Origin of the sequence: Gallaecimonas pentaromativorans, assembly GCF_003751625.1 — a bacterium.
Classification (GTDB): domain Bacteria; phylum Pseudomonadota; class Gammaproteobacteria; order Enterobacterales; family Gallaecimonadaceae; genus Gallaecimonas; species Gallaecimonas pentaromativorans.
In genome coordinates, this window is sequence record NZ_RJUL01000001.1 from 92,446 (window position 1) to 106,717 (window position 14,272).

The window sequence follows — 14,272 nt, forward strand, 5'->3', positions numbered from 1 at the left end:
ACAAAATAAGGGTGAAAAAAGCCCACCTTGAGGGTGGGCTTGTCGCTTACGTTAAAGCAGGTAACTGGCGGCCAGGGTGATCACCGGGGCCGCAGAAGGTGCGCCGTGTTGCCAGTCGCCCCCTTCAATGCCGGAGCCGGCGATATCCAGATGGGTGTAGGGGATAGGCTGGGCACTGTCCAGGCCGTGCTTGGCAAGGCCGGAGGCGATATCCAAAAAGGCCATGGGGAACTGGTGGCCACGGGCGGTAACGGAAGACCCGGCATTGTTACAGCTCAGCACGTCGTCGGCACGGGTGCGCGGCGCAATAAAGGCGTAGTCTTCGCGGCGCACACGGGATACGTCAGCCGGGTCGCCGTACAGGTCGCCAAGGGTAGCCAGGGTGCGGCCGATGTTAAGCTCGCGGGCCGGGCCGTTTTCCACCACCGCAGTGTAAGGGCCAAGGGCACGGGCGGCATGGCCGGTAAGGGTAGCGATGGAGAAAATTTCCGGCTCCACCGCATCAACCGCCGCTTCACGCAGGTGAGAGAGGAGGTCGGCCAGTACCAGGCGCCCTTCGGCGTCGGTGTTACCGATGCGCACCCGCACCCCGCCGTGGCTGGTGATGATCTCATCCGCCACAAAGCTGTCGGCACCGATGGAGTTACGCACCGCGCCAATTTCGGCGATAGCCTTAATGCCCTGGGGCTTAAGCTCGGCCAGGGTTTTCATAAAACCGGCCACGGCGGCAGCGCCGCCTTTGTCGCGGCTCATGCCGGCCATATGGCCACCCACTTTCAAATCGGCGCCGCCGGTGTCGTAAGTCACGCCCTTGCCGGCAAACAGCAGGGTCTTCTCAATCTCCCCTTCCCCTTGGTATTCCAGGCGAATAACGCAGGGCACATGGCGCTCTACCGCCAGGCTGGCGCGGGCCACCGCCATCATTAGCGGGTAGTCGCGCTTGAGGGTGTCGGTGTCGCGCAGCACGGAAACCTTCACCGGGCTGCCGGCAAAGAGCTTCTCGCAGTATTCGGCAAATTTAAGGGGCGCCATGCGCTCGGGCTCGGTACCGCACAGGTCCCGGCCAGCGCGGCGGCCCGCTTCGATAGCGGCGGCGGCGTCCACATCCAAAGAGGCCGACAGCACCCCAACCAGGGAAACCGGCTCGACTTCGGCTTCACCCAGGGCTTCACGCGCTTCCAGCGGCTGCCACAGGCCTTGCCAGAACCCCAGCAAAGACAGCAATTCGGCCTGAGCGTAGCGCTCGTCGTCCGGCACGCCAGCCACTTGCAGCAAAGGCTTGGTGATACCGGCAGACAGGGCCAAGGCCGCGGCTTTTTTACCGGCGTCATAGAAGCGGCGTACATCGTCGTAATCGCGCAGCAAAGGGCCGGTAGCGGTGCTGATCAGGCGCTGGCCCGGCAGTTTGGCGGCGGGGATCAACAGGCTGTCACTGGCCACCCGGGCATCGATACGGGCGTGCTCGGCCAGCACGCTTGCCAGAGGCTCGGCCAGGGCTGCGCCGGGGCTGTGAATAAGGATAAGGGCATCGTATTGGCCGCTCTCAAGGGCGGCTTCGAAGGAGGCTTCACGTTGTGGTTTGGCAAAGGCCATAAGAGATTTCCGTTACTGAGTTTGCAGCCATTCTAGGGCAGTCCCCCGGTGCAACCAAGGGACGGCCCGCCGCGCCGCACTAGGGAACTGTAAATATTGGTGTCGGCGCTAGGACGCAGGGGGCGACAAGCGCCGGGTCAGTAGCGCGGCGCCAGCCCCCAGCACCAGGGTGCCGGCCACTAGGGCAAGCGCCCAGGCCCAAAGCTCCGGCCCTTGTTTCAAGGCAATGGAGCCAAGGCTTGCCAGGGCGAAAAGCCCGCCAGTCCACCACAAACACGCCACCCGGCGCCGCCCGGTGCCAACTGCCATGGGCCAGAGCACCGGCAGTAAAGTCACCACCCAGAACACCCAGGGAAAGGCCCAGAACCGCGCCGGGCTGTCCATAGGCAAATAGCGGGCGGCCAGCAGCAGCGCCAGGGTACCCAGTGGCAGGCTACCGGCCAGCACCAGAGATTTGCGGTTGTAGTGATAAAGCCAGCCGCTTTTTGGCAGCCGGCCATGGGCCCGCAAGGCGCCGCCAAAGAGCATGCCAAGACAAGCAATGCCTAAGGCGCTGAACAGCCAAATAAGGGTGATGCCACCAAAGTGCCCATAATGCAGAGCCACAAAGGCGCCGTAAATCAGCCGTGACGGGTCCATGTTGTCCTGGCGGATATCACTCAAAGGGGCCTTGGCGCCGGGGGTAAAGATTATCTCGCGGGTTTCGACCAACTCGCGGCCCCTGCTGCTGGTAGCGATAACCTGCTGGTTTTGGTCCTTCCAGGGGCCAATGGTCAAGCGATTGGGCTGGGCCCCTAAAAGTGCTTGGCTTTGGGCAAGAAGGGCCGAGGGCGGCAGCTGCGCCGCTGCCACCTTGGCCGCTTGGGGTACCTGGGCAAAGCCCATGTCATTCATCAAGGCGCTACGGTCCCCCTGGTAAGGGCCCATCAGCAGCAAGGCCTGGTACAAAACCAGCAGGCAAAAGGCGGCGCCGGTGATGGCGTACATCAACAGATACGGCAGACTGGCGATGCCCACCAGTTTGTGAAGATCCAGCCATTTGTCTTTGGCCGAATCGGGCCGGTACTGCTGGAACTGGCGCTTGAGGTTGGGCCAATGCACCACCAGGCCGTTGATAAGCAGCACCAGCATCAAAACCGCCACCAGGCCTGCAAGATAAAGGCCCATGGGCAAGGACAGGGAATCATGGATGTTTAAAAGGGTGCGGCCAGCATTGCCCCGGATGGCGTCTTTGAGCACGGTGCCGTCAGCCAAAATGGCCTGGTAGCCTTTGCCGCCGTAGTACATCAGCGGGAAGCCGCCCTCCTCGGCCGGGTAAAAAGAGAGACTGCCGCCTTCTTTTAATATGCCCTGCTGCTCAAGCCGGTTGGCGGCCTGGTCCATGGCCTGAGGCAACGTCAGTTGCCCTTGGCGCCCAAACTCCCATTGATAGAGGGCGTCGTGAAAAAACAGCACAATGCCGGTAAAGAAAATGATGGCCAGCGGCGGCGTGATCAATACCCCCACCCAGTTGTGGACCTGGGTCCAGTAGCGGCGCATAAAACTCACCACAGCACTCCATTAACAAGGGCCGAGAGCAGCAGCGCGGCGCCCCAGGAGGCCACTCCGTGGTGCAGGCGGCGGCCGTCGCACAGCATGAACATCACCACCAGCGCCCAGATGGGCATGGCGGCCAGCAAAATGCCCGCCAGGCGGCTGCCGTTTTCAATGGGCATCAGCAAGAACCAGTTAAGGGACAACGACAAGCTCAGCAGCCCGCCAATAATCAGGCTCACCAGCAAGCGCAGGGTCATCGCGCCCTCCTTGGCAGCAGCAGCGGCCACAGCACCAGCCCGGTCATGGCGCCAGTCAGCGCCATAACCCACTGGGCGCTGTCGTCAAACACCAGGGCGCTCAGCACCGTCACAATCAGTACTGCGCTAATAACGGCCCAGAAATACCGGCGGTAGTGCCACCCCAACCAGGTCGCCAACAAGGTCCCTATGCCCAGCATGCAGCCTCCAAACAACAATTATTATCATTATCATGAATGAGGCAGGCCCAGGCAAGGACTAGAACAGACAAAGGGATAGATAAAGGAAGGAATTACTCGGCAAAAGGCAGTTTGAGCTGCTGGATAACCCCCTGCCCCGCCAAGCCGACAAAAAGCCCCACCAGCCGCACCCCTTTGCCCTGGCCGCGCTGGTAGGCCGTCTCCAGCAAAGCGTCAAAGAGCCCGTGGTCCAGTTCGCCGCTGACATGCTCCATGGTGGTTTGGGTAAAATCGCTGAACTTGAGTTTTACGCCCACCTTGCCGATGGCCCGCTCCCCAAGGCGGCGGGTAAGCTCCGGGGCCAGCTCATCGGCCACCCGGCGCACCGCCGCCAGGGTCTCCAGATCTTTGGGCAGGGTGGTTTCCACCCCCACCGATTTTCGCTCCCGGCTAACGGTCACCCCCCGCTCGTCGATACCAAAAGCCCGCTCATAAAGGGCCCGGCCAAATTTGCCAAATTGCAGCTCGAACCAGTCTTGGTCGCAGCGCTGGATATCGGCGCAGGTTTTGAGCCCAAGGGCCGCCAGCCGCGACTCGGTAGCTGGCCCCACCCCTGGGATCTTGCGAAGGGGCAAGTCTTTGACAAAATCGGCCACCGCCGCTGGGGTCAGCACAAAAAGGCCATCGGGCTTGTTCTCTTCCGAGGCGATTTTGGCCAAAAACTTGTTGGGGGCCACCCCGGCCGAGGCGGTGAGGTTGAGCTCGCGGCGAATATCGGCGCGGATGGCTTCGGCGATCAGGGAAGCCGAGCCCTTAAAATGGGGACTGTCGGTCACATCGAGGTAGGCTTCGTCCAGAGAAAGGGGCTCGATAAGGTCGCTGTAACGCTCGAAGATGGCGCGAATTTGCTGGCTGACCGCTTTGTAGACCCCCATCCGCCCCGGCAGCAATACCAGTTTGGGGCACAAAAGCTGCGCCTTGTGGGTGCTCATGGCCGAGCGCACCCCATATTTGCGAGCCTCGTAATTACAGGTGGAAATGACCCCGCGCTGCTCTCGGCTGCCGCCAATGGCCAGCGGCACCGATTTGAGGGCCGGGTTGTCCCGCATCTCCACAGCGGCAAAGAAGCAGTCCATGTCCACATGAATGATCTTGCGCACACAAAGCCTGTATATAAAAACAGTATTTTTGTATTCTAGCGCCGCCTCAAACAAGTGCAACAACAAAAAAGGCGCCTTGCGGCGCCTCCTTTTTATTCGGCCAACAGGCTGCGCATGTTGCCTTCGGTATTGAGGGCCTGATGCCAGGAAAGGGCTTTTTCCAGGCAGTGCGGGGTGTGGCCGCCCCGGGCGCAGGCCTCGGCAAAGTAGCGGTTAAGGGCCGGGCGGTACAAAGGCGCCACGCAGTTGTCGATGATAACCCGGGCCCGCTCGCGGGGCGCCAGGCCGCGAAGGTCAGCCAGGCCCTGCTCGGAGACCAGAATGTCTACGTCGTGCTCGGTGTGGTCTACATGGCTGACAAAGGGCACAAAGCTCGAAATATCGCCGCCCTTGGCGATGGATTTGGTAACGAAAATCGACAGCTGGCTGTTACGGGCAAAATCCCCCGAGCCGCCGATGCCGTTCATCATGCGGGTGCCGCAGACATGGGTGGAGTTAACGTTGCCGTAGATATCCGCTTCCAGGGCGGTATTGATGGCGATGATGCCAAGGCGACGCACGATACCCGGGTGGTTGGACAGCTCCTGGGGCCGCAAGATCAAGCGGTTGCGGTACTTGTCCAGCTCGCGCATCACCTGGTCGTTGCGCTTGGGCGACAGGGTGATGGAAGAGCCGGAGGCAAAGGTGAGCTTGCCTGAGTCGAGCAGATCGAAGGTGGAGTCTTGCAGCACCTCGGAGTACATGGTCAGGCGATCGAAGGGGCCTTCAATCAGGCCTTCCATCACCGCGTTGGCCATGGTGCCGATACCGGCCTGCAGCGGCAGCAAGGATTCGGTGAGCCGTCCTGCGTCAATTTCTTCTTTAAAGAACCGAATAAGGTGGTCGGCAATGGCCTGGGTTTCGCTGTCGGCGGGCAGCACGTTGGAGGGGCTGTCTTTGCCTTCGGTGATAACGATGGCGGCAATTTTGCTGGCATCGATAGGAATATACGGGGTGCCGATGCGGCTGTCCGGGGCCACCACCGGAATGGGCTGGCGGTTGGGGCGCATCTGGGGAATGTAAATGTCGTGCAGCCCTTCCAGGCCAGCGGGGCTGGCCAGATTCAGTTCAATGATCACCTTGTCGGCCAAAATGGCGTAACTGGCGGAGTTACCCACCGAGGTGGTGGGCACGATGCCGCCCTCTTCGGTAATGGCGCAGGCCTCTATTACCGCCACGTCCATCTTGCCCAGCTGCTTGTTGCGCAGCAGCTCTACGGTTTCCGAGAGGTGCTGGTCGATAAACATCACTTCGCCGGCGTTGATGGCCTTGCGCAAGGTGCTATCCACCTGGAACGGCATGCGGCGGGCCAGCACTTTGGCCTCGGTGAGCTTGGCGTCGAGATCGTTGCCGAGGGAGGCGCCGGTCATCAGGGTAATGGAGAAAGGTTTTTCATGGGCGCGCTGGGCCAGGGCCAAGGGCACCGCTTTGGCCTCGCCAGCCCGGGTAAAGCCGCTCATGCCCACTATCATGCCGTCTTGGATAAGCTCGGCAGCCTGCTCGGCAGACATAACCAAATCCTGCCATCCGGGCAGGCGACAACGCTGTTCAACCATGAAACTTCTCCGCACTGTGGTTGTTGCTGTAGGGCGGTCCCCGAGGCAGGCCTTGAAGAGCCCTTATAAAATGTAGGGGTACCTTTGCGTGCGCAACAGTTTACGCCGACGTTCGAGGCAGACAAGTCCCGTGCGCGTAAATGGCTTTTGCGAAATCAGCGAGCGGTTAAACCCGGGGCTTTAGCGGGCAAAGCTCACATTTCCCTGGCTTGGCCGGGGAAAGCGATTGCGTTTTTGTAATGGGCCAATAGACTGTGCGCCACTTTTTGAGGAGACCCCGATGCGCGCACTGCTTTTGGCCACCGTTTTGGCCAGCCCTGCCGCCTTTGCTGGCATGCAATGGCAAGACAACAGCCTGACCTACCTGTACGGCCAGCACTTCACCGTTAACCCCAGCACCGAACAGACCCTGACCTTCGAACATGCCTCAGGCTGGGATTTCGGCGATGTGTTCTTCTTTACCGACGGCACCCGTTTCAACGGTGTCAAAGGCGACAACAAAACCCTGTACGGCGAATTCAGCCCGCGCTTTAGCGCCGGCAAGCTGACCGGCAAGGACCTGTCTTTTGGCGTGGTGAGCGATGTGCTGCTGGCCACCACCTACGAGTTTGGTGAAGGCAACGTCAACACCCTGCTGGTGGGCCCGGGTTTTGATCTCAAACTGCCGGGGTTCGATTACTTCCAGCTCAACTTCTATAAGCGCCTGCCACGTGGCCGCCACGACGGTGACACCTTTCAGGTCACCCCCACCTGGCGTATGCACTTCCCGGTTGGCCAAAGCCAAATCGTCTTTGACGGTTTCATCGACTGGGTAGTGGACAGCGACCAGAGCTATCACCACAACGTCCACTTCAACCCGCAGCTCAAATACGACCTGGGCCAGGTGCTGGGGCTGAAGAAGGACAAGCTGTTTGTGGGTATCGAGTACGACTACTGGAAGCATCGCTTCGGTATCAAAGACACCGACGATTTTAAAACCACCCAGAGCGTGACCAACCTGCTGGTCAAATACCACTTCTAAAAAGGGCCTGCGGGCCCTTTTTAACGCCCGGCCCGGCTCACCATCAGGCTCAGCCAGGGCAGCAAAAACCACAGCAGCAGGGTTTGCCATTCCTGGGTGGGGGCCAGTTCGGCCCAGGCCAGGGTCAGCAAGGTTAACAGCAGGATAAACAGCCAGGGCTTGTCGTCGCTGTGGCGTTTGCGACAGCCCCGCCACAGCGGGAACAGCCATAAGGTAAACAGCAGAAATCGCAGGATGATCCAGTACATAAGCCCTCCTTGGCTGCGCGGATAATAATCAACAGCGCGTCTGCACTCAAGCACTTGACCTTGAACCAACTCCAGGGTTTAGCCTAAGGGCATCATCCAAGGAGGTTGTTATGTCCAACACCATGCATATTGCCCTGCCGTCCATCAGCTGTGGCGGCTGTGTCAGCGCCGTTGAAACTGCCCTGGGCGGGCTTGCTGGCGTCAGCGAATTTGAAGTCAGCCTTGCCGAACATCAGGCCAAGGTAACCGGCACCGCCGCAAGCGCCGCCGTTATCAAAGCCATTGAAGACGCTGGCTTTAGCGCCGAACTTATCAAGGAGTAAGCCATGAGCCAGCATGTGCACTTGGCGCTGCTGGGGGTGAGCTGCGCCGGTTGTGTACGCGCCATTGAAAAGGCCCTGGACGGGGTCGATGGCGTGGACCAGGCCCAGGTTAACCTGGCCGATCGCAGCGCCCATATTGATGGCAGCGCCGACAGCGCAACCCTTATCAGTGCTATTCAGGCCGCCGGTTACGACGCCCGTGAGCTAAGCGGCGACGACGAGAGCGATCTGGACACCCAGGCCCAAGCCGAAGCCGCTCACCTGAAAAAACTCTGGTGGCAATGCGGCGCCGGCTTGGCTTTGGGTGTGCCCTTAATGCTCTGGGGGCTGCTGGGCGGCGAAATGATGGCAATAAGCCCCACCAGCCGCCTTGTCTGGGGCCTGATTGGCCTGGTGACCCTTGCCATCATGGTGCTGGCCGGTGGCCACTTTTACCGGGGCGCCTTCAAGGCCTTTGGCCACCATCAGGCCAATATGGACACCCTTATCGCCCTTGGCACTGGCGCCGCCTGGCTCTATTCCATGGCGGTGTTGCTGCTGCCCCAAAGTTTCCCTGGCGAGGCGCGCCACCTTTATTTTGAAGCCAGCGTGATGATCGTCGGCCTTATCAACCTAGGCCAGGCCTTAGAAGCGCGGGCCCGGGGCAAAACCTCTCAGGCTTTGCGGCGGCTCTTGGATCTCAAGGCCAAGACCGCCCGGGTGATCCGCGGCAAGCAAGAATCGGACATCCCGGTCGCGGCGGTGGCCAAGGGCGACAAGCTTCGGCTGCGCCCCGGCGAGACAGTGCCGGTAGATGGCGAAGTGGTTGAAGGCAGCGGCCTTGTTAACGAGAGCATGCTCACCGGCGAGCCCCTGGCTCAGGAAAAGGCTGCCGGTGCCAGCCTTAAAGCCGGCACCTTGCTGGAAAAAGGCACCCTGGTCTTTACCGCCACCGGTGTCGGCAAAGACACCGCCTTGGCCCGCATCATCGAGCAGGTGAAAAAAGCCCAGGGATCGCGGCCCAGCATCGGCCGCCTGGCCGACAACATTGCCGCCGTGTTTGTACCGGTGGTGATGGTGCTGGCCCTGGTCGCCACCCTGGTCTGGTACAACCTGGGGCCAGCCCCGGCGGTCAGCCACGCCCTGGTGGTGCTGACCTCGGTGCTCATTATCGCCTGCCCCTGCGCCCTTGGCCTTGCCACGCCGATGTCGGTGATGGTGGGGGTCGGCAAGGCCGCCGAGGCCGGTGTGCTGATTCGTAACGGCGAGGCGCTGCAAACCCTCAGCCACATCGACACCCTGGTGCTGGATAAAACCGGTACCCTCACCGAGGGCAAGCCCCAGGTGGTGGAAGTTAATACCTTTACCGACACCGACATCAAGCCCCTGGTCAAAGCCCTGGAGCAAGGCTCCGAACACCCATTGGCCAGTGCCCTGCTGGAATGGGCGGGGGAGGTAGAGGCCGCCGCTCTGCACGACTTTGACACCCTGGCCGGCAAAGGGGTTAAAGCCAGCCTTGATGGCGCGCCGCTGCTGCTGGGTAACCACAAGCTGATGGCCCAGTACCACATCGCCCTAGACGCTGGCGAAAGCGCAACAAACGCCATGATGGAGCAAGGCGCCACCCCGGTGTATCTGGCCCGTGGCGATGCACTGCTGGCGGTCTTTGCCGTGGCCGACCCCATCAAGCACGACACCCAGGCTGCCCTTGATGGCCTCAAAAAACAGGGACTGCGGCTGGTGCTGTTGTCCGGTGACCGCCAGGGCACCGCCGAAGCGGTAGCCCGCAAGCTCGGTATCGACGAGGTGATTGCCGAAGTGCTTCCCGAGCAAAAGGCCGAGACCATCACCCGGCTGCAAAGCGAGGGGCGTAGCGTTGCCATGGTCGGCGACGGCATCAACGACGCCCCGGCCCTGGCTGCCGCCAATGTGGGCATGGCCATGGGCACTGGCACCGACGTGGCCATGGAATCGGCAGATTTGACCCTGATGCGCGGCTCGTTGCTGGTGGTGGAAGACGCCATCGCCATCTCTCGCGCCACTATCGGCAACATCAAGCAAAACCTGTTCGGCGCCTTTATCTACAACAGCCTGGGCATTCCCCTGGCGGCGGGCCTGTTGTATCCCTTCACCGGCTGGCTGCTCAGCCCGGTGGTGGCAGGGGCGGCCATGGCGCTGTCTTCGGTGACGGTAGTGAGTAACGCCAACCGACTGCGCTTTTTCAAAGGGGCAGGCAAGGCATGAGCGTGACCCCAGAGGAACTGGGCCGCCAGCTGCGCCAGCCCGAAGGCGCCCTCGGCCTGAAAGTGGCCGAGGGGATGAATAAGACCAATGCGCAAATCATCCAGTACTGCCAAGAGGCCTTGGCCCTGGTGGACGGCGAGCAGCTTTTAGAAGTGGGCCCCGGCAACGGCGCCCATGCGGCGGATCTGTTGGCTGGTTTGCCCCATTGCCGCTACCTGGGCCTTGATAGCGCCAGCGCCATGGTGGCGGCCGCCCGCGAAAAGCCTCACCCGCAGCTTGCCTTTATGGAAGGCGACCTGCTGGCTTTTACCCCAGCCCAGCTTTTTGACAAGGTGCTGACCATCAACACCGCGTATTTCTGGCAGCCCTTGGCACCAGCCCTGGCGCAGCTTAACCGCTGCCTGAAACTGGGCGGCACTTTGGTGCTGGGGGTGCGTTCCAGGGCCACCATGGCCGGCCAGCCGCAGTTTGCCGAGGGCTTTTGTTTTTTTGATGGCCCCGAGCTCGCCAGCGCCCTTGAGAGCTGTGGTTTTCGGGTCAGTTGGCAAAAAAGGCCCGAGCGCAGCGTAACCATCCTTGGCAATGTCTTGGAAAAAGAAGCGCTTATCTTTACCGCCATCAAGGAGGCAGCATGTTAGTCAACCTTATCGGCCTGTTGGCCATCGCCTTTGTGGTGTTCTGGTTTTGGCCCCGCAAGGGCGCCAGCAAGGCCACCCCAGGCAATAGCGAGGCCACCATCGTAGTGGACGGCGGCGTGTACGAGCCCGAGCGGCCGGTGCGCCCGGCCGGCCAGCCCATCACCCTGACTTTTTTGCGAAAAGACGCCTCGGCCTGCGCCCAGTGGGTGCTGTTTGACGGGGTAGACGCCAGCACCGAACTGCCCATCGGCAAGCCCCACACCCTCACCTTGCCGCCCCTGGCGCCGGGGGAATACGTGTTTCATTGCCAGATGAACATGTACCGCGGCACCCTGGTGGTGAAATAGCGGCGATCCAAAGGCTGATTAGCGCCGTAAGAGCCTGAAAAAATGGCGCTAATCGTATGAGCTCACAACACAAACTCCTGTCTTTACTGATCTGCCTGGTGCTGGTTGGCATCACCGGCGCCCTCGGGGCCATGGCATCGGTGGATGCCAAAGTCTTTTATGCCAGCCTTAGCCAACCGTCCTGGGCGCCGCCTCCTTGGCTGTTCGGCCCGGTGTGGACCGCCCTGTACCTGATGATGGCCCTGTCCCTGTGGCGCTACGGCCAAAGCCCCGGCAAACAAAAGTGGCCCCAGCGGCTGTTTTTGCTGCAACTGGGGGTCAACGCCCTGTGGTCCTGGCTGTTCTTCAGCTGGCACCAGGGCGCCCTGGCGATGCTGGATGTGCTGGCGCTACTGGTGCTGATTGGCGCCTGCATTCGCGGCTTTTACCCGGTAAATCGCCTGGCTGCCTGGCTGCTGGTGCCCTATTTGGCCTGGGTGAGCTTTGCCGCCTTGCTGACCTTCAGCCTCTGGCAAGGCAACAGCCATTTACTGGGTTAAGTCGAGCCCGGCTTTGGGTACACTGGCCCAAAACCTTGCAGGACCAACGATGCAGCAGCCCAGCCGGGCGCTGGTGGTGGAAGGCGGCGCCATGCGCGGCATCTTCGCCACTGGCGTCCTCGATGCCTTTTTAGAACACCGCTACCGTCCCTTCGATTTTTGCCTGGGGGTCTCGGCCGGTTCGACCAACCTTGCCGCTTGGCTTGCCGGGCAGCAGCGCCGTAACTACAAGGTGATCACCGACTACTCCTGCCGGCCCGAGTTTATCTCCCTTGGCCGCTTTTTAAGGGGCGGCCACTGGCTCGACCTCGACTGGCTGTGGGAGGTGACCATCCGCGAAATCCGCCTGGATCTCGACGCCTTTGCCGCCCAGCCGGTGCCCCTTTATGTGGTCACCACCCGGGTAGATAACGGCAAGGCCGCCTATATCAAGGCCGATGCGGGCAACCTGGAACAGCTGCTCAAAGCCTCTTGCGCCGTGCCCCTGGCCTACCGCAGCAACCCCTGCCTTGACGGCATTGCCATGACCGACGGCGGCGTGGCCGACTCCATTCCGGTTATCGAGGCATACAACAAAGGGGCGCGCGACATCACCGTGGTGCTATCGCGGCCCCTTGGCTATCGCAAAAAGCCCGCCAAGGCGCCCTGGCTCACCAAAAGGCTGCTAACAGGCTACCCGGCTCTCGCCGAGGCCATGGTCAACCGCCATCTAAGCTATAACGCTGCCATCGATTTTATCGAGCGGCCCCCGGCCGATTGCAAAGTGCGGGTCATAGCCCCCGGGGATGGCTTTAAGGTCGGGCGCACCACCACCGACAAAGCCCGCCTCGACGCCGGTTACGCCATGGGCCTTGCCAGTGGCCAGGCCGCCTGGGAATCTGGACAGCCCAGCGCCCCCTCAGGCAGACTCGAAACCCTTCCTTAGTTTTTCCCAGGTAGCCACCGCCTTTGCATTCGCCCATCCCATCAAACACCTCACCCCAAGAACTGAGCCATATCCTCGATAAGCTCGGCGAAGGGGTGCTGCTGACCGATGCCCAGCACAAGGTGAGCTTTGCCAACCCTGCCGCCTGCCAGGCGCTGGGGGTAGAGCGCCCCGAGGGTTTGGCACTGGCGATGCTGCTACCGGCTATTGCTCCTTATCTTGTGTCGCTGGCCACCAGCCCCCAGGCAAGCCTTGCCGGCTTGCAGGTCGAGCAAAGCGGCCAGGGTGAAACCCGGCACCTGAAAGTGAGCCTGGAGCCGCGCCTTGACCCGAAGCAAAGCCCCATCGGCTTTTTGGTGTTCATCAAAGACATTTCCGGCACCGTCCAGGACAGGGCCGAGCTTCGGGACCAAAACGCTCGCCTTGAAGCCATTATCAACGGCACCCGGGCCGGCACCTGGGAGTGGAACGTGCAGACCGACCAAACCCGCATCAACGAGCGCTGGGCGCAGATGCTCGGTTACACCCGGGCCGAGCTCGAGCCCATGAGCGGCGAGGTGTTCAAGACCCTGGCCCACCCCGACGACATTGTCTTTTCCGACGAAAAGCTGGCCCTGCATTTTGCTGGCAAGCTGCCTTTTTACGAACAGATTTGCCGGCTGCGCCACAAGGACGGCCATTGGGTGTGGGTACACGACCGAGGCCAGCTCACCAGCCGCGACAGCGACGGCCACCCCTTGCTGGTTACCGGCACCCATATCGACATCACCGAGTCGCGCCTGGCCGAAGAGCGCCTCAATAAACTGGCCCAAAGCGTGCCGGGGGTGATTTACCAATACGCCCTGGGCCCTGATGGCCATTCCTGGTTCCCCTATGCCAGCCAAGGGATCCGCGCCATTTACGGCTTGTCGCCGCAGCAGGTCACCTCTGATGCCAGCCTGGTGTTTGAGCGGCTCCACCCCGATGATGCCGAAGCGGTAGCCGACAGCATCCGCAGCTCTGCCCGCACCCTGGGCAAATGGCACTGCCAGTACCGGGTCAAGCTGGATGACCGGCAGATCTGGGTAGAAGGTAACGCGGTGCCGGAGAAACTCGAAGACGGCACCATCCTCTGGCACGGCATCATTACCGACATCACCGAGCGCAAGCACCTTGAAGAGCAGCTGCGGATATTGTCCATCACCGATGAGCTGACCGGGCTTTTCAACCGCCGCCATTTGTTTAAGGTCATCGACGATACCTTCCACCAATTCCAGCGCTACCAGACGCCCTTTTCGCTGCTGCTTATCGACATTGACCACTTCAAGGCCATCAACGACGGCCACGGCCACCCAGTGGGAGACGAGGTGCTTAAAGTGCTGGCGGCGCTGTTTGGCCAATCGCTGCGGCGCACCGATGTGGCCGGACGCATCGGCGGCGAGGAGTTTTTGGTGCTGCTAACGGGCACTGAGGCCAAAGGGGCAGCCCAGGCCGCCCAGCAGCTGTGCCAGCAATTTGCCGCCATGGCCCTGGACGACGGCCGCCAGGGGCAATTTAGTGCAACATTGAGTATCGGGGTTGCCACCGTCAGCGCGGATGACAAGGACCCCACCGCCTTGGTAAAACGGGCCGACCAGGCGGTCTATCAAGCCAAACGCCACGGCCGTAACCAAGTGTGGACCGCCGACTAAATCGCCCACCTACAGGCG

At 61.4% G+C, this 14,272-nt stretch carries 13 protein-coding genes and 1 pseudogene; 7 read left to right on the forward strand and 7 right to left on the reverse strand.

What is annotated here, in order from left to right; translation table 11 throughout:
* Positions 1-51: 51 nt before the first annotated feature.
* The 6 genes from EDC28_RS00460 to EDC28_RS00485 all read right to left on the reverse strand — a co-directional run bounded on the left by EDC28_RS00460 (position 52) and on the right by EDC28_RS00485 (position 6,320).
* The gene (locus EDC28_RS00460; RefSeq protein ID WP_123420303.1) at positions 52-1,593 is read right to left on the reverse strand and encodes a M17 family metallopeptidase; all 1,542 of its coding nucleotides are present in this window, start codon (positions 1,591-1,593) and stop codon (positions 52-54) included.
* A 108-nt stretch (positions 1,594-1,701) separates the two neighbouring features.
* Positions 1,702-3,132 carry a PepSY-associated TM helix domain-containing protein gene (locus EDC28_RS00465; RefSeq protein ID WP_244946528.1) on the reverse strand — a complete coding sequence of 477 codons (1,431 nt, stop codon included), beginning with the start codon at positions 3,130-3,132 and terminating at the stop codon, positions 1,702-1,704.
* Positions 3,133-3,137: 5 nt separating this feature from the next.
* Positions 3,138-3,386 (reverse strand): hypothetical protein, encoded by a 249-nt coding sequence (locus EDC28_RS00470; RefSeq protein ID WP_050657697.1) that lies wholly within the window; start codon positions 3,384-3,386, stop codon positions 3,138-3,140.
* The gene (locus EDC28_RS00475) at positions 3,383-3,586 is read right to left on the reverse strand and encodes a hypothetical protein (protein ID WP_050657698.1); all 204 of its coding nucleotides are present in this window, start codon (positions 3,584-3,586) and stop codon (positions 3,383-3,385) included. Before EDC28_RS00475 ends, EDC28_RS00470 begins: the two co-directional genes overlap by 4 nt.
* 92 nt (positions 3,587-3,678) lie before the next feature.
* Positions 3,679-4,725, reverse strand: coding sequence for a DNA polymerase IV (gene dinB, locus EDC28_RS00480; protein ID WP_050657973.1), 1,047 nt, complete (start codon positions 4,723-4,725; stop codon positions 3,679-3,681).
* Between the two features lie 92 nt (positions 4,726-4,817).
* A complete protein-coding gene (locus EDC28_RS00485) occupies positions 4,818-6,320 on the reverse strand; it encodes an acetyl-CoA hydrolase/transferase family protein (RefSeq protein WP_123420305.1) in 1,503 nt (500 codons plus the stop codon).
* A gap of 280 nt (positions 6,321-6,600) precedes the next feature.
* Between EDC28_RS00485 and EDC28_RS00490 the strand changes: the two genes are divergently transcribed.
* Positions 6,601-7,341, forward strand: coding sequence for an outer membrane protein OmpK (locus EDC28_RS00490; protein ID WP_123420306.1), 741 nt, complete (start codon positions 6,601-6,603; stop codon positions 7,339-7,341).
* A gap of 20 nt (positions 7,342-7,361) precedes the next feature.
* Here the strand turns inward: EDC28_RS00490 and EDC28_RS00495 are convergent, their stop codons facing one another.
* Positions 7,362-7,589 carry a hypothetical protein gene (locus EDC28_RS00495; RefSeq protein WP_050657701.1) on the reverse strand — a complete coding sequence of 76 codons (228 nt, stop codon included), beginning with the start codon at positions 7,587-7,589 and terminating at the stop codon, positions 7,362-7,364.
* Positions 7,590-7,699: 110 nt separating this feature from the next.
* On the opposite strand from EDC28_RS00495, the pseudogene EDC28_RS00505 reads away from it, so the two are divergent.
* From EDC28_RS00505 to EDC28_RS00530, 6 genes and pseudogenes are all read left to right on the forward strand, one after another.
* Positions 7,700-10,135: pseudogene (locus EDC28_RS00505) on the forward strand (copper-translocating P-type ATPase).
* The gene (locus tag EDC28_RS00510; protein ID WP_123420308.1) at positions 10,132-10,773 is read left to right on the forward strand and encodes a class I SAM-dependent methyltransferase; all 642 of its coding nucleotides are present in this window, start codon (positions 10,132-10,134) and stop codon (positions 10,771-10,773) included. Before EDC28_RS00505 ends, EDC28_RS00510 begins: the two are co-directional and overlap by 4 nt.
* Complete coding sequence (locus EDC28_RS00515; RefSeq protein WP_050657705.1) at positions 10,767-11,120, forward strand: cupredoxin domain-containing protein; 354 nt, start codon at positions 10,767-10,769, stop codon at positions 11,118-11,120. The genes EDC28_RS00510 and EDC28_RS00515 overlap by 7 nt, the downstream gene beginning before the upstream one ends.
* A gap of 56 nt (positions 11,121-11,176) precedes the next feature.
* Positions 11,177-11,659 carry a TspO/MBR family protein gene (locus EDC28_RS00520; RefSeq protein WP_050657706.1) on the forward strand — a complete coding sequence of 161 codons (483 nt, stop codon included), beginning with the start codon at positions 11,177-11,179 and terminating at the stop codon, positions 11,657-11,659.
* A gap of 49 nt (positions 11,660-11,708) precedes the next feature.
* Positions 11,709-12,584, forward strand: coding sequence for a patatin-like phospholipase family protein (locus EDC28_RS00525; RefSeq protein ID WP_123420309.1), 876 nt, complete (start codon positions 11,709-11,711; stop codon positions 12,582-12,584).
* Between the two features lie 23 nt (positions 12,585-12,607).
* Positions 12,608-14,254 carry a sensor domain-containing diguanylate cyclase gene (locus tag EDC28_RS00530; RefSeq protein WP_123420310.1) on the forward strand — a complete coding sequence of 549 codons (1,647 nt, stop codon included), beginning with the start codon at positions 12,608-12,610 and terminating at the stop codon, positions 14,252-14,254.
* Positions 14,255-14,272 lie beyond the last annotated feature (18 nt).

What these genes read in the sequence shown, in the direction of transcription:
- EDC28_RS00490 (WP_123420306.1), top strand. Translation starts at nt 6,601, where the DNA reads ATGCGCGCACTGCTTTTGGCCACCGTTTTGGCCAGCCCTGCCGCCTTT.
- EDC28_RS00525 (WP_123420309.1), top strand. Translation starts at nt 11,709, where the DNA reads ATGCAGCAGCCCAGCCGGGCGCTGGTGGTGGAAGGCGGCGCCATGCGC.
- EDC28_RS00475 (WP_050657698.1), bottom strand. Translation starts at nt 3,586, where the DNA reads ATGCTGGGCATAGGGACCTTGTTGGCGACCTGGTTGGGGTGGCACTAC.
- EDC28_RS00495 (WP_050657701.1), bottom strand. Translation starts at nt 7,589, where the DNA reads ATGTACTGGATCATCCTGCGATTTCTGCTGTTTACCTTATGGCTGTTC.
- EDC28_RS00485 (WP_123420305.1), bottom strand. Translation starts at nt 6,320, where the DNA reads ATGGTTGAACAGCGTTGTCGCCTGCCCGGATGGCAGGATTTGGTTATG.
- EDC28_RS00470 (WP_050657697.1), bottom strand. Translation starts at nt 3,386, where the DNA reads ATGACCCTGCGCTTGCTGGTGAGCCTGATTATTGGCGGGCTGCTGAGC.
- EDC28_RS00465 (WP_244946528.1), bottom strand. Translation starts at nt 3,132, where the DNA reads ATGCGCCGCTACTGGACCCAGGTCCACAACTGGGTGGGGGTATTGATC.
- EDC28_RS00515 (WP_050657705.1), top strand. Translation starts at nt 10,767, where the DNA reads ATGTTAGTCAACCTTATCGGCCTGTTGGCCATCGCCTTTGTGGTGTTC.
- EDC28_RS00520 (WP_050657706.1), top strand. Translation starts at nt 11,177, where the DNA reads ATGAGCTCACAACACAAACTCCTGTCTTTACTGATCTGCCTGGTGCTG.
- EDC28_RS00460 (WP_123420303.1), bottom strand. Translation starts at nt 1,593, where the DNA reads ATGGCCTTTGCCAAACCACAACGTGAAGCCTCCTTCGAAGCCGCCCTT.
- EDC28_RS00510 (WP_123420308.1), top strand. Translation starts at nt 10,132, where the DNA reads ATGAGCGTGACCCCAGAGGAACTGGGCCGCCAGCTGCGCCAGCCCGAA.